We start from the raw sequence: 14,179 nt of genomic DNA on the forward strand, positions 1-14,179 counted from the left end.
ACTTCTCCGAGTGCAAGTGACAAAAACCTCTCCGTCGGGACGAGACCATCTGGGACGGCCGTCTAGCTTGCCCGAGTTGGTCGCGGCAAGCACAATCTCTTTGCCCGAGGGTCCGTTACGCACCAGCAATGACGACCTGTGACGTCTGTAGCACACAGACGAACATGCCGTATCACTGCAAACACTGCGGTGGGACTTTCTGCGCCGAACATCGCCTGCCCGAGAATCACGACTGTCCGGGCCTAGAGGATTGGGGTGACCCAGAAGGTGTCTTCGATAGCGGGTTCGACGAGAGTGTGACGACTGGCAGCGGGTCCACTACCAGTTCGTCGAGGAGTACGTTGGACCGCTTGAAGCCCGACACTGGACCAGGTGGTGTCCTCGGATACTTCCGTGGGAACATGACCTACGTGTTCCTGATCCTGATGGCAGTAACGTTCTTTGCCCAGGAGCTGTTCAAGGCGTTCTTCGTCGAATTCAAACAGGTTCCAGGGGGAATAATCACGACCACACCGGAGGCCTGGGACCTCTATCACACGATCTTTACCCTCCAGCCTGGCAATCCCGAGTACGTCTGGACGTGGTTCACGTCGATCTTCGCCCACGGTGGGGTCAGCCACATCGTCGTCAACGGGATCGTGATCTTCTTTTTCGGCCGTCTGGTCGAGCAGTACATCGGCTCCAGAGACTTCACACTGCTATTTTTGGGAAGTGGTGTCCTGGCCGGTCTCGGCCAGATCGCGATCATGTCGATACAGGGGAATCTGGCACCCGTCCTCGGCGCGTCGGGTGCCGCCCTGGCGATCATGGGCGTGCTGACGGTGTTGAACCCTGACCTGCGCGTGTACTTGTACTTCATCTTCCCGATCCCGATCTGGATGTTGACGATCGGCCTGGTCGCGATCAACGTCCTCGGTATCTTCGGCACGGGCGGACAAGGCGTCGCCAACGTGGCCCACCTGGTCGGACTGGCAATTGGACTTATCTATGGCCGACGCGTCCAGAGCCAGATCCGAGTCCCCAACCAGTTGCAGTTCGGCGGTGGCCCGGGCGGTCCCGGCGGCCCTGGCGGTCCCGGTCGCCGTCGCGGCCCGTTCTGAGTGATGGAGTCCGTTCGCCCCGAGTTCGTCCCCGATCCGTCGCTGTCTCACGAGGCGATGAAAGCCCTTCAGCGTGACATCGCCGACGCCGCAGTTTTCGACGATGATTTCGACTTCGATCCGGCGGCGGTCGCCGTCGATTCGCCCGTCGAACTGCTCGACGACACCCAGCAGCGACTCACGGACGACGGTCCGATCGTCGCCGGCGTCGATCAGGCGTTTCTCGACGACGGCGACCGCGCCCTGAGTGCCGTCGTCGCCCTGCAGGACGGGGCAATCGTCGACCGGACGCACGCAGTCGTCGACACCGAAATCCCGTACATTCCTGGCCTGCTGAGTTTCCGCGAGGGCGGAGCCATTCTGGCCGCGCTCTCGAATCTCACTGTCGAACCCGATCTTCTGGTCGTCGACGGGAGCGGTCGCATTCACTTCCGGGAGGCGGGGCTGGCGACCCACGTCGGTGTGACCGTCGACGTCCCGGCGATCGGTGTCGCGAAGAACCTGCTCTGTGGGACGCCGGTCGAGTCGATCCCCGACCGCATGCCGGCGGGCGAGCGCGTCCCGATCGCGGCCGACGCGGACGTGACCGCCGAGTCAGGGACGGTCATCGGCCACGCCGTCCAGACCCGTCAGTACGAGTCCGGGTCGACGTCGATCAATCCGCTGTCCGTCAGTCCCGGCCATCGCGTGTGCGCGGCGACGGCTGCTGACCTCGTGACCCAGTGTACTGGCGGGTACAAACTCCCGGAGCCGACACGACTCGCCGACCGGGCGGCCGACCGGCACAAACGTGAGTGCCTCGATGGGTAGCGATTCGGCAATCGACCGCCAGGGCTTACTTGCGGGCACCCGAGGCGACGGTATGGACGACCGTATCGCACTCATCACGGGCTGTTCCTCGGGCATCGGCCGGGCCAGCGCCGAACGGTTCCTCGAAGAAGACTGGACGGTCTATGCGACTGCCCGGGACACTGGCGACCTCGCCGACCTCGCCGAGGCCGGCGCGGAGACGGCAAATCTGGACGTGACGAACGCGCGCGCGGTCGAGCGCGTCGTCGATCGCATCGTCGACGAACAGGGCCGGATCGACTGCCTGGTCAACAACGCCGGGTACGGCCAGTTTGGCCCCGTCGAGGACGTGCCGACCGACGTCTTCCACGATCAGTTCGACGTGAACGTCTACGGTCCACACCGCCTGACGCGGGCAGTGTTGCCCCACATGCGCGACCGAGAGGCGGGGACGATCATCAACGTCTCGAGTCTGTACGGTCGGATCACCACGCCCGGGATGGGCGTCTACTCGGCCTCGAAGTTCGCTCTCGAAGCGATGAGCGACGCCCTCCGTGCCGAGGTCGACCCACACGGAATCGACGTCGTGCTGGTCGAGCCGGGTGTCGTCGAGACGGACTTTGCCGACACGGCAGAGGCCACCCGCGAGCGACTCGAAGAATCCGGCGCCTACGAGGCGGTCTACGAGGGCCAGGACGATCGCCGAGCCATCGAGTACGACGGCCTGTTCGGAATCCCTCCGGAAGACGTCGCGACTGCCATCTTCGACGCCGCGGCGATGACTGATCCGGACCCACGCTACGCGATCGGGCGCGGCGCGAAGCTGATCCTGGCGTTGCGATATCTCCCCGACCGGTGGCGAGACGCTGCCTTCCGCCTGGTACGGAAGGCGACGAGCCTCGGGCGATGATCGCCGATCGCGATCGGCTGGCGAAGACGCCGGCCCACGAGGTTGCACTCGCTTCCATCGAGGCGGGGATCGAAGCGGCGACGCCCCAGCACGTCTTGCGAGAGTCACTCATCGTCGAGGACGACATTCTCACTGTCGCCGACAGCGAGTACGACCTCGCGGCCTACGACTCGGTGGTCGTCCTCGGCGGTGGCAAAGCAGCCGATATGGTCGCACGCGAACTCGAACGAACACTTGAGGGGTACCTCGACCGGGGGCTTGTTGTCTCGACGACGCCAGTCGCGACAGAGACCGTCGAGACGGCAGCCGGCAGCCATCCCATCCCGGACGAAGCCAGCCTGGAAGGCGCTCGACGCGTCTTCCAACGGGCGAAGGGGTTGGGCGAGGGGACGCTGGTGCTGGCCCCGATCACGGGTGGTGGCAGCGCGCTGTTGGCGTTGCCGGCCGGCGATATTACGCTCGTGGATCTGCAGGATGCGACCGAGCAGTTGGTCGAAAGCGGGGCCTCGATTCGTGAGATCAACGCTGTCCGCAAGCACTGCTCGGCGATCAAGGGTGGCGGCCTGGCCAGGGTGGCCGCGCCAGCGACAGTGGTCGGACTCCTCTTTTCAGATGTCGTCGGTGACGATCCCGGCGTGATCGCCAGCGGACCGACCGCCGTCGACGAGACGACCTACGCGGACGCCCTCGATATCTTGGACCGCTACGACGTGGGCGTTCCCGCGCCGGTCCGTGCACATCTCGAAGCTGGTGCCGCCGGTGAGCGTGCGGAGACGCCGGCCGAGTCCGCGGCACTGGCTCACGTCGACAATCACGTCCTCGCCGATGCCTGGACCGCGCTGGAAGCGGCCCGCGATGCCGCCCGCGAGGCCGGCTACGAGCCCCTGGTCGTTTCCTCCCGGGTCCGGGGCGAGGCGACCGAGGCCGCCCTGTCACAACTGGCGATCGCAGCGGAGTCGGCGGCGACCGGCACACCGGTCGAACCGCCTGCCGTCCTCCTTTCGGGGGGCGAGACGACAGTTTCGGTCACGGGCAACGGCGATGGCGGACCGAACCTGGAGTTCGCGCTCCGGGTGGCCATCGAGCGACCGGAGCGGGTCGTCTGTGCCAGCGTCGACACCGACGGCGAGGACGGCGGGACCGAGATCGCGGGGGCGATCGTCGACGGGCAGACGCTCGAAAACCCCCAGCGTGGCCGGGCGGCACTGGTCGAAAACGATGCGTTGAGGCCTCTCGAAGCGAGCGACGCGGTGATCGAAACCGGGCCGACGGGAACCAACGTCAATGACTTGCGCGTGTTCGTGATCAACGAGTAGTATCGTCACGCACCGATCGCTTTCACTCTTCCAGACACGCGGCGACGACCCGGAGCAACTGCTCGCCCCGAACTTCGTCGGCAAACAGCGGTACCCGACGCACGTCGTGACCCCGGAAGACGTCCTGTGACCGTTCGAGCGCCTCTTGTTGGACGTTCCAGCGGCGCTGGCAGAACTCACACGTTTCGAGGTTCGGCGAGACGTACCAGTCGGCGTCGACGTCTGCCACGTCAGCCAGGTCTTCCATCACGCGATTGACGACGACAGTCTCGACTGGAATGTCGAAAGCGGCGAGGCGATCGAGCAATCGTTCGGACTCCATGACGCTCAACTCTTCAGGGACCATGACGACCCGGAAGTCCGTCTTCGTGGGGTCCTGGAGGATCGAACGGAGACGCTCGATGCGCTCTCGAAGTACGCGCAGGTCGTCTAAGCCCTCCTCGATGTCTTGTTCGTCGGCATCGCCGAACATCCCGGTGATGGATCCCATCATCCCGCTCAGGCGCTCCCGAAAGGAGAGGAACTTCCCGACCATCGAATCCATGACTTCCGGGAGTTCGAGCAAACGGAGTGTGTGACCGGTCGGCGCGGTGTCGACTACGACCCGATCGAAGCGCTCGTCGTCGAGATAGCGGATCAAGAGCCGAATCGCCGCCGCCTCGTCGGTCCCGGGCATGGCGTTCGTGAACGGATCGGTAACGTCTTCGCCCAGCAGTTTGTCGAGCCCACCCATTCCGTCCTGGATTCCGAGCGGATCGTCGCCCAGCGCGGCCTCGGGATCGATCTCGGCCGCATAGAGTGGGATGTCCTCACGGATCCGTCCGGGCTCGGCGGGGATGTCTGTCTCCAGGGTGTCTGACAACGAGTGGGCGGGATCGGTCGAGATGACCAGCGTCGCGGTATCGTCACGGGCGCTGGCGAGGGCGGTCGCCGCCGCCATCGTCGTCTTGCCGACGCCACCTTTCCCGCCATAGAGGACGTATTCTGGCCCTTCGATCCCGCTTGGCACGACAGATTCGTCGATTTCTTCGACGGCTTCGACGTCGATATCGTTCATGTGCGGTGTTTTCCGCCTGGCCTTGAGAACTTCTCGGTCGTTGCACGCGCGCGATCCCCTCAGCGATCGGTCCGGGTCTTGGGCGTTCTCCGAGGTGCTTTCGACGCCCGGATTCGAGTACCGACTCGGCTAGTGGGGGCTCGATCACGCCCAAATCCGTGAGAACCTCGATTCGATTCCGACGGCGATTTGCTCGGTGCACGTGGGGTAATCGATAGCGAGAACGCGATGGGTGGGTGGTACTGTAGAGACAGCGGCGTTCATTCAGTAGCGGATTCGACGCCAGTGATTTCGAACCGTGCCCCACCATCCGAACCGTCGGTGAGACGGATGTTCCACCCGTGGCCTTCCACGATCTGCTCGACGATAGCCAACCCGAACCCGGTCCCTTCTTCGGTCCCTGAGTAGCCATCCTCCCAGATATCTTCACGTTCGCCTTCGGGGATACCAGGGCCGTCGTCCTCGACGTAAAACCCCTCGGGCAGTGGGCCGATCCTGATAGTCACGTCTTCGTCTCCGTGTTCGACCGCATTGCGGAACAGGTTCTCTAGCAATTGTTGCAGTCGGTTCGGGTCGGCCTGGATCGTCTTGTCTATCTCGCTGGTGAGGGTCGCCTCTGTCGCCTCGACGGCTTGCCAACTGCTGTCGAGTACATCAGCGAGCGTGACAGCTGTGGGCGCATTGATCTGAGAGTCCGTCTGGGCGAGCGTCAGAAGGTTATCGATGAGTGTTTCTACCCGTTCGTGTGCTTGGGCTACGGCGTCAAGATGAGTGCTGTCACACTCTTCTCGGGCCAGGTCCAACCGCCCCTGCGCGACTTGTAGTGGGTTGCGCAGGTCGTGGCTGACGACACTGGCGAACTGATCTAACCGTTCGTTGTGGCGTTCGAGTTGCTGTTCGTGTTCGAGCCGATCGAGGGCACTCTCGGCGTGACTCACGAGAAGTTCCGCCAGTTCGAGGTCGGATTCGTCGAACGCACCCGGCTGCTCGGCGACGGCCTGGAACACGCCGTGGTCACCGATCGGGACACTGATCCCCGACCGGAACGGCCCCTGGGGTTCGGCCTCCGGGTGGGCCTGGATATCGTCGATCAACAGCGACTCACCCGTCCGATAGCTCTTCCCGGCGAGTCCCTTCTCGATCGACATTTCAGCCGTCGCGCGCTCTGGAGTGTCCGCCGAGAGAGCGACGGTCCGGAGAACGCCGTCCGCCGCGATGTCGATCACGCTGAGATCGAACTCGAGAATTTCCCGGCTGGCCTCGATCGTCCGTTCGTAGACGGACTCCGCCGACGTCCCCGCCTGTAGGGACGTCGCGATGTCGTGTACGGCCGCGAGCTTCCGCTTGTATCGTTCGCGGTCCGTGACGTCGATGGCCGTCAGGTACACCCGGGAGTAATCGTCGGTGTGTGCGTCCGGGACCCGAATGTCGAGGATCTCGTCGAGATGGTCGCCGTCGAACGTCTCGGCGACGGTCTGGATCCTGAAGTGAGTCTCGCCGTCCGCGAGCCGACGCCAGAGTTCGGCGTTCGCCTCGTATGCTTCCGGGGTGAAGAGGTCATCCACGTTTGCCAACAGGGCCTCTTTCGACGGCGCACCGTAGCGGTCCAGAGCCTGCTCGGAGACGTCCAGAATCTCGACCTGTTCGAGGACCGTCTGGGCCTCTTGTGGGTTCGCTTCGAGATACGCCTGCACGTCGTCGACGTCGGTTCGGAGCGTCTCGATATGCTCTCTCACTGCCGAGAAATCCTCGACCCAGACGACCGCCGGATTCGACTCGAACAAGGATCGATACCGGCGTTCACTCACTTCGAGGGCTCGCTCGCGTTGCTTGCGCTCGTCGATGTCCTGATGAATCCCGGCCGCACGGACCGGACTTCCCTGTTCGTCCCGATCGACGACCCTCCCGACGCCACGCACCCACATCCAGGAGCCGTCGGCAGTGCGCATCCGGTGTTCGTCGTCGAAATACGCCGTCTCGCCGGAGATGTGTGTCTGGATTTTTGCCTGGACTGCCGACAGATCGTCGGGATGGATGCGCTCCTCCCAGGCGTCGAAATGGGGCTCGATATCCGCTGGCGAGTGCCCGAATATCCTCGCCCACTGGTCGTTGAACTGTACCGTATCGGTCTGCATGTCCCAGTCCCAGATGCCGATCTCGGCCGCTTCGACAGCCAGGTCGAACCGTTCTTTGAGGGCTTGAATTTCCTGTTCTTTCTGTGTTCGCTCGGTGATGTCGATCCCGGAGGAGAGAACGCCAGTCACGTCTCCTTGCTCGTCCTGTATTACGGTGTTGTGCCACTCGACGACGACCTGTTCGCCGCTCTTTGTCTCGATGGCATTCACGTTCTTCTGGACGGGGTTCCCGCCCTCGCTCCAGAACGCAGAAAATAGCTCATCGAGTTCGCCTTCGATCTGCTCGGGCACGAACAGATCCATCCAGTCCGAACCGACGAGTTCCGAACGCTCGTAGCCAAGGAGATCGCACCCTCGCTCGTTGATATGATCGACGGTCATGTCAGTGTTCAGGACGACCATGATATTCCCGGCCGTCTCGAAGTACCGCTCGGCTCGTTGCCGGGCCGTCTGCAAGCCATCTTTGACTGCCATTGCATGGATTGCGTGCCCGATATCGCTGCCGAGTTCTGCGAGCAACGCGCGTTCATCCGCGTCGAAGGCGTCGACACGATCTGAATACACCAACAGCACGCCGTACAGCGAATCTTCGTGTTCAATCGGGGCACCGGCGGCCGACTGATACCCACGCTCGATTGCGTCTTGGCGCCACGGCTCGAAGTCGGGGTCTTCGTGGATATTTTGAAACGCAGCGACACGTCGCTCCCGAATCGCCGTACCGCCAGGCCCGCGACCAGTCGCCGTCTCGTCTGCGGTGACCGTGATATCTTTCAGATATCCATCCTCGACGCCGGCCCATGCGCGTGGTTCGATGCGATCGCTCTCTCTGTCTACCTCGCCGATCCAGGCGAACAGATACGGATCGGACTGACTGATAATCTCGCAGATGCGGGTTTCGATCTCGGACCGCGAGTTCGCCCGCACCAGTGCTTGATTGACGTCTGCGACGAGCGTCCGGACCCGTTCGAGTTCCGCAGCTCGCCGTTGTGAACGAGACTTTTCGACCGCGTTCTGAATGCGATTTGCCAGGAGTTCGTACTGGTCGGTTCCACTCCCTTTTTGCAGGTAGTCGGTCGCGCCGGCAGAGAGAGCGTCGCTGGCGACTTCTTCGTTTCCTCTCCCCGTGTACAAGATGAATGGGAGGTCAGCATCCTCCCCACGAACCGATTTGAGGAACTCGATGCCGTTCTGATCGGGCATCTGAAAGTCACTCACGATACAGTCAAAGTCGTTCCCAGCAAGTCGATCCAATCCTTCATCGGCGCTCGTGGCGGTCTCGACGGAGAACCGGTCGTCCTCACGTTCGAGCATCTCCGCTGCTAACTCCACGAAATCCGGTTCGTCATCGACGTGGAGGACTTGGATATCCGCCGGTTCAGTCATGTGGTACAAGTACACATACGTGTGTAATAAGCTCAGTGGCTCGATTTTCAACCACACTACCGGATGCTGCTTTCCTCACAGCCACCACGCGCTGGCAGCGATCTCAGTCTCCGATACGGTGACATCCCAGTCCGCATCAGTGTCGTCTCAGTTCGGTATCGATGTACGAGGCCAGCGAGACGCGTGCCGCTGCCGTGGCACCGCGGCGGTCTGTCGTCGCACGACCGTACTTTGCACCGTTTATGGTCGCTAATATATGCTCTGCGACCCGCGACGAGTCCACGTCACAGAACGTCCCATCCTCGATGCCACTCTCGACGATCTCTCGAATGGTCGTCGCTAGTCGCTCATCGATTTGCGTGAATTGCTCGCGGAACTCCTCGTTTGTCACGGCCTGTGACCGGAGTCCGGTCAGCACTGTTTGAAGTTGCTGTCGCTCCTCGTCGAGTTGCAGTGGGAGGAGCTTCTCGATGATGTGTTCGAGATCTTCTGCCGGTGCATCACCTGTTTCGGTTTCGATTGTCGTTTCGAATCTATCGATAGCGAACTGGAGGAACGCGACCAGAAGGTCGTCTTTCGTGTCGTAGTGATAGTACAGCGCAGCCTTCGATTTGTCGAGTTCCGCGGCGATCCGAGAGATCGACAGCTCGGCGTAGCCGTGTTCACCCAGCGCTCGATACGTCGCTTCCATGATCTCCTCTTCGGCGGAACTCCAGTGTGTGCCGGGTTGCTCGGGTGCCATCAATCGTTCGAGTAGTTTTCGTCGAGTTGCGTTCGTTCGGTGACGTCCTCGACGTCGAATTCGGTCGTACACCAGTGACAGAATTCGAGATCGGGGTCGACCGGCTTGCCACAGGTAGGACAGGCCGGCGATGCATCCGCCTTCGCTGGCCCAACAGAACCGTCTGTGTCGGCACTCTCGGTCTGTCTTCTCATCTTCGCGATGAGATACGCGTCGAAGACGCTAGCGGCACTGGTCAAGACGATTGGCAGAATGGCGATGGGATCGGGGAGTGTGCCCGAACGAATCGTCGACACCGCAGAGTCAGGGACGGCCAGAGTGGACGTAGCGACCGTCACCCCCAGCCATCCAAGTGCTCTCAACCACCGTCGGAGATAGATGTGGCCGAGTCCGGCCATCACTGTTCCCAACAACGCAGCGAGTACTGGATTGTTTCGGAGCGATTCTCGTGCCATGGTACTGACTAATCGATCGTTAGGTGTTAAACCCTTCGTCCAGATCCCAACGAACACGGCAAGAGGCGACGTCACTCCTCTCCCGCCAGAATCGACCGAAAGAGGGGGCTAAACCTACGTTCAGTCGTTACTGGTTCGTAACTGAGAGAGCGCTTGCAGGCAGGGTCCGGAGGGGAAAGATTGATACTTACTGAACGTTCAGTATGTGCTGCGGCGTGAACCAAACGCCAAAGTACACTATGACCGACCAATCCCGACCCACTGACGAATCAACCGCACCGTGGCATGGTCGCTACCTCACTCGTTGGGGGGCTGAGACACCTCTCTACGAGGCCGTCACCGACGCCGTTTCGGCCGTCACCGGCGATGCCCGTTCGGCAGTCGCCTCTCGATACGACCGGGCACACGCGGTGGCACTCAGTCAGTTGTTCGGCGAAGACGACGACCCATCAACGCCTTCGACGGGTGTTGTCAAGTTCCTGGTTTCGGAGTGTGTCGTTTCAGTTCACAGCGATGGGCGACTGGCAGTCAGTCCTGCTGATCGTGACCACGACGCAGTCGGCTAATACCCGCTATACTAACCCAGCGGTACTCTGTGTGGCTTCGCGTGCCGCCTGCGTGGCGACACTGCTGGAGGTCACGAAACCAGTCTACGTGCTTGAGCGTCTGCGATGGGGGGTCGCTTGGCGAACCCGTTGGGACAGTTTCCGCTGACCGACGAGTCACCGCTCGGTCCAGAACCGGTCGATCTGGTCGGCGAGAAACTCCGGGCTCATCTGGACGAATTCCTCGCGTTCGGCCGGCGACAGATAGCCATAGACCGAGTGGCGTGCGTCGGGCGTATATCGCGCGCCGACCAGCGCTCGCACCCCGACCTCGTCGGTCCCGCGGATCACCCGGCCGATCGCCTGCCGGGCGCGCCTGATGGCAGGGATAGTCAACGCGTACTCGAAGGCCTGCTCGTCGCCGAAAACGTCGCCATAGGCGCGCTGGACGGCCCGGACCCGCGGTGAGCCGATGTTGACTAACGGGACCCCGACGACTGCGGCCGCCTGCAGCTTCGCCCCGTCGTAGTCGACGCCTTCGGTGAGCGTGCCCCGCGTACTCGTCACCAAGACTTTCCCCTCCCCGGCGAAGAACTCAGCCTTCAGCGATTCGGTCGCTTCCTCACTCGAGGATTCATCGACGAGAATCGCCTTTTCGACGACCTCATCGAGGTACGCGCCGGCCCAGGTTGCTTCCCGATAGTTGGGCATCGCGATCAGGACGTTGCCAGGATTGCGTGCGATCGATCGGAGGACATGGGCGTACTCGTCTCGCGTCGCGTTCCACTCCCCGCCAAGCGGGTCCATCGCCGCGGGGTCGCCGCGGTTGCGCGCCGTAAAGGGCGTCGCGTCGACGATCCAGCTTGCGCGGTTCTCGGGCGGGAAGGTCAGCCCGTACGAACGGGTCAGGACGGGGCGGCCCTCGTCGTGTTCTTCCCGGCCGTCGTCACCGTCAGCCAGGGCGTCCAGTCCCGCGACGCGGGTGAACACGTCGAGTGGTTCCAGGGTCGCACTCATCAGGACGCCACCGCCCACGTCGTCGAACGTCCGGGCCAGCGGTTGGGCCGGCAGGCAGTCAAACAGCGTCAGTCCGGCGGTGTAGGTGTCACGCCAGCCATCGATTAGCTGGTCGTCCTGGGCCGCGTGTTCGAGTTCGATCTCTCGGAAGGTCGTGGCGTGATCGCGTTCCCACCAGCGCCGCATGATCACGCCCGCGGCGGCGACGACGGGTGCTCGCGAGATATCGAGCGCTTCCAGGGTCTCTGCGACGGCCAGCCCGACCGTATCCAGCTGTCGCCAGAGGTCCCCGTCGTAGCCCGCCTGCTCGGCCCACCGCGTCAGTTCGTCGGGCTCGGGTTCCTCTGGGTCCCGTAACGGAACTTCCAGGTTGCCCTCCGGGAACACACTCTCGTCAGTCCGCCAGTCTCGGCCCACTTCCGCGTCGAGGAATTCGGCGATGCGGTCGTCCAGCCAGCCAAGCAGATCGTCGAAGAAATCTCGCGCCCGATCGATCACTTCCAACGGGATGTCGTGATCCCCCAGCCGGGCCCGAACTTCGCGTTTGTGGTCGGCACTTTGTCGCGCCTGCGAGAGCAACTGGTAGCAGTCGTTGCGCGCCTGGACGATGGTCTGGCGGCCGAGGCGATCCGACAGCAAGTCCCTGACCCGTCCCTCCAGGCGGTGGGCTTCGTCGACGACGACGAAGGTTCGCTCGTCGAGGATCCCCTCGATCAGCGGGCGTGAGCCGGGATCGAAGAGGTGGTTGTAGTTGCCGATCACGACGTCGGCCGCTTCCACCAGGACACCCATCGCCCGGTGGGGACAGGTCCCGCGCTCGACCGCATTCGGGAGGTACTCCTCGGCCGTGAGGACGTTCTCATCGCCGGCCTCGAAACCGATCGGCGAGCCCTTGTTCCGGGCGAACCAGTCGGCCTCGAAGGGACAGTACAGCGGCGGATCGTCGCCACCGATCTCATCGGGGGCGGTCGGCTGGGTCCGGCGATACGGCGATTCCCCCCCGGCCGTCGAGAGCGCGCCCGCGACAGCCTGCTGGCCGATCCCGCCCGTCCGGGCCGCTTTCGTGAGATCGCTGGCAACCTGTGGATCCCACCAGATATCGTCGAGACGAGGGCTGACAGCTGCCTGGCCGACTGGTCTGTCGTCGCTTTGGCCGTCGCTTTCGACCAACCCGGCCGTGTTCTCCCGCAGGTCCTCACAGCGATCTTGGACGCTGGCGTCCGGCGGGAACACGTCCTCGCGGCCGTACGGACAGAGGTCGCGCTTGCCGACGAGTGCGAGGCCGTCGAGTGGGTCGGCCAGTCCCGCGTTCAGCCGACGGAGATCCTCGACGAACTGGCGACGCTGCTGTTTAACCGGTGTGACGACCAGCAGCCGCTCGTAATCACCCTCCCGGATCAGGGTCGCCCCCGCGGTCAGGGCGGCCATCGTCTTGCCAGTTCCGCACGGGCCTTCCATCGCCAGAAAGCCCCGCGACTGGCCGGCCTGTAGTGCCGACTCGATTGCCGCAGCCTGATCGTCGTAGGGGGCCTGAAAGCCGAAGTACTGCGCCCAGTCCGGCTGGCCGGAATCCCCAGACCGTGACATCGACGGTACTGTGGCCCAGCCGGATTTGAACCCACGGGTTTGGCTCTCCTTGATGCCAATAATCTTTCCTCAGGGATGCATTTCGACAGGGATATTACGTGATGCGCCGAGTGTACGGACAACCGTGTCTAGGTCTGCTGGTGCGATCGAGGCCGTCCTCGAAGAGTCCGGCCCGGATTACGAGACGTTCTCCTCTCAGCAACTCACCGGCGGGACGCGAGCGGCCGTCTACCGAGTGACGTTGCAGTACGAGGGCACCGAGTACGAAGTCGTCGTCAAGTTCGCCCCGGAGACGGGCTCTACGTTCGCCGTCGAGCCGTTCTTACACGAGTTCATCGCCGAGCGGACCGACGTGCCGCTGCCGGGGATTCTCGTTTTCGAGGAGGATCCGGACCAAGACGTCCCGCCGTACTTCGTGACCGAGCGGATGCATGGCACCAACCTCGACGAGCGCTTCGAAGGCCTCGCGCTCGATCAGCGCAGCGAGCTTCTCGAAGCAGTCGGCCGGATTCTGGGGGATCTCCACTCGACGATCGCCTTCGAAGGGTACGGCCGCCTCGCCCTTCGTGACGGGCGGCTGTCCGTCCGTGACTTCTCTAGTGACTGGCGGGCGTACTTCGCCGATCTGACGCGTGGGCACATCGATGGGCTGGCCGCCACTACCTTCGAGGACTTACAGGACACTGCCAGAGAGCGACTGCGAGCGCGTCTCTCGACGGTGCCTCGCCAGGGCATTCCTCGCGTGGTCCACGACGACTTTCGGCCGGGGAATCTCCTGTTCGAACCGGACGGCACGTCGCCGATCTCGGCCGTCCTCGACTGGGAGCAAACACTCGCGGGCGAACCGATGTACAACCTCGCGCAGGTGGAGTTCCTGTTTATCGATTCGGTCTTTCGCGACCCCGAGGAGTGTGAGCAATTACGCGCGCACCTCCACGACGGGTATCGGTCCGAGCGCGACTTCGATCCCGACCAGCGGTACGCGAAGAGCAAACCCCTCTATCAGTTTTCGACGCTCCTGTGGCGGATGGGCGGGTTCGACGATCTCTACGACGGTGAGGGGTCGCTTGCTCGCTCGCGCGCAGAGGCGTACTACCGCCGGCAGTTCGACGACCTGGCGGCCACACTCGGCGGCGAGTGACG

At 63.1% G+C, this 14,179-nt stretch carries 11 protein-coding genes; 6 read left to right on the top strand and 5 right to left on the bottom strand.

The genetic code is table 11. The features are described 5' to 3' along the window. The first annotated feature begins 128 nt into the window (after positions 1-128). The 4 genes from FR699_RS00795 to FR699_RS00810 are packed head-to-tail and all read left to right on the top strand — an operon-like array spanning position 129 to position 4,115. Entirely contained in the window at positions 129-1,100 is a 972-nt protein-coding gene (locus FR699_RS00795; protein ID WP_154552245.1) for a rhomboid family intramembrane serine protease, read from the top strand. A 3-nt stretch (positions 1,101-1,103) separates the two neighbouring features. After that, positions 1,104-1,910, top strand: a complete 807-nt coding sequence (locus FR699_RS00800; protein ID WP_158853406.1) for an endonuclease V — start codon at positions 1,104-1,106, stop codon at positions 1,908-1,910. A 52-nt stretch (positions 1,911-1,962) separates the two neighbouring features. Then, positions 1,963-2,799 carry an SDR family NAD(P)-dependent oxidoreductase gene (locus FR699_RS00805; protein WP_158853408.1) on the top strand — a complete coding sequence of 279 codons (837 nt, stop codon included), beginning with the start codon at positions 1,963-1,965 and terminating at the stop codon, positions 2,797-2,799. Then, positions 2,796-4,115: a glycerate kinase gene (locus FR699_RS00810; protein ID WP_158853410.1), complete on the top strand. Its 1,320-nt coding sequence runs from the start codon at positions 2,796-2,798 to the stop codon at positions 4,113-4,115. Before FR699_RS00805 ends, FR699_RS00810 begins: the two co-directional genes overlap by 4 nt. A gap of 22 nt (positions 4,116-4,137) precedes the next feature. On the opposite strand, the gene FR699_RS00815 is transcribed toward FR699_RS00810, so the two are convergent. The 4 genes from FR699_RS00815 to FR699_RS00845 all read right to left on the bottom strand — a co-directional run bounded on the left by FR699_RS00815 (position 4,138) and on the right by FR699_RS00845 (position 9,887). Continuing rightward, positions 4,138-5,172 carry a TRC40/GET3/ArsA family transport-energizing ATPase gene (locus FR699_RS00815; RefSeq protein ID WP_154552241.1) on the bottom strand — a complete coding sequence of 345 codons (1,035 nt, stop codon included), beginning with the start codon at positions 5,170-5,172 and terminating at the stop codon, positions 4,138-4,140. A 260-nt stretch (positions 5,173-5,432) separates the two neighbouring features. Further along, complete coding sequence (locus FR699_RS13060; protein WP_199268265.1) at positions 5,433-8,690, bottom strand: PAS domain S-box protein; 3,258 nt, start codon at positions 8,688-8,690, stop codon at positions 5,433-5,435. A 136-nt stretch (positions 8,691-8,826) separates the two neighbouring features. Then, positions 8,827-9,432, bottom strand: a complete 606-nt coding sequence (locus tag FR699_RS00840) for a TetR/AcrR family transcriptional regulator (protein ID WP_154552240.1) — start codon at positions 9,430-9,432, stop codon at positions 8,827-8,829. After that, positions 9,432-9,887 carry a zinc ribbon domain-containing protein gene (locus tag FR699_RS00845; RefSeq protein WP_158853412.1) on the bottom strand — a complete coding sequence of 152 codons (456 nt, stop codon included), beginning with the start codon at positions 9,885-9,887 and terminating at the stop codon, positions 9,432-9,434. Before FR699_RS00845 ends, FR699_RS00840 begins: the two co-directional genes overlap by 1 nt. 239 nt (positions 9,888-10,126) lie before the next feature. Between FR699_RS00845 and FR699_RS00850 the strand changes: the two genes are divergently transcribed. Continuing rightward, complete coding sequence (locus FR699_RS00850) at positions 10,127-10,453, top strand: HalOD1 output domain-containing protein (RefSeq protein ID WP_154552238.1); 327 nt, start codon at positions 10,127-10,129, stop codon at positions 10,451-10,453. 156 nt (positions 10,454-10,609) lie between these two features. Here the strand turns inward: FR699_RS00850 and FR699_RS00855 are convergent, their stop codons facing one another. Then, on the bottom strand, positions 10,610-13,036 hold the full coding sequence (locus tag FR699_RS00855) for an ATP-dependent DNA helicase (RefSeq protein ID WP_158853414.1): 2,427 nt from the start codon (positions 13,034-13,036) through the stop codon (positions 10,610-10,612). Between the two features lie 124 nt (positions 13,037-13,160). Here FR699_RS00855 and FR699_RS00860 point away from each other — a divergent pair, with 124 nt between their 5' ends. Continuing rightward, on the top strand, positions 13,161-14,177 hold the full coding sequence (locus FR699_RS00860) for a phosphotransferase family protein (protein WP_229770439.1): 1,017 nt from the start codon (positions 13,161-13,163) through the stop codon (positions 14,175-14,177). Positions 14,178-14,179 lie beyond the last annotated feature (2 nt).

Origin of the sequence: Halorhabdus sp. CUG00001 (assembly GCF_009797925.1) — an archaeon.
GTDB lineage: Archaea > Halobacteriota > Halobacteria > Halobacteriales > Haloarculaceae > Halorhabdus.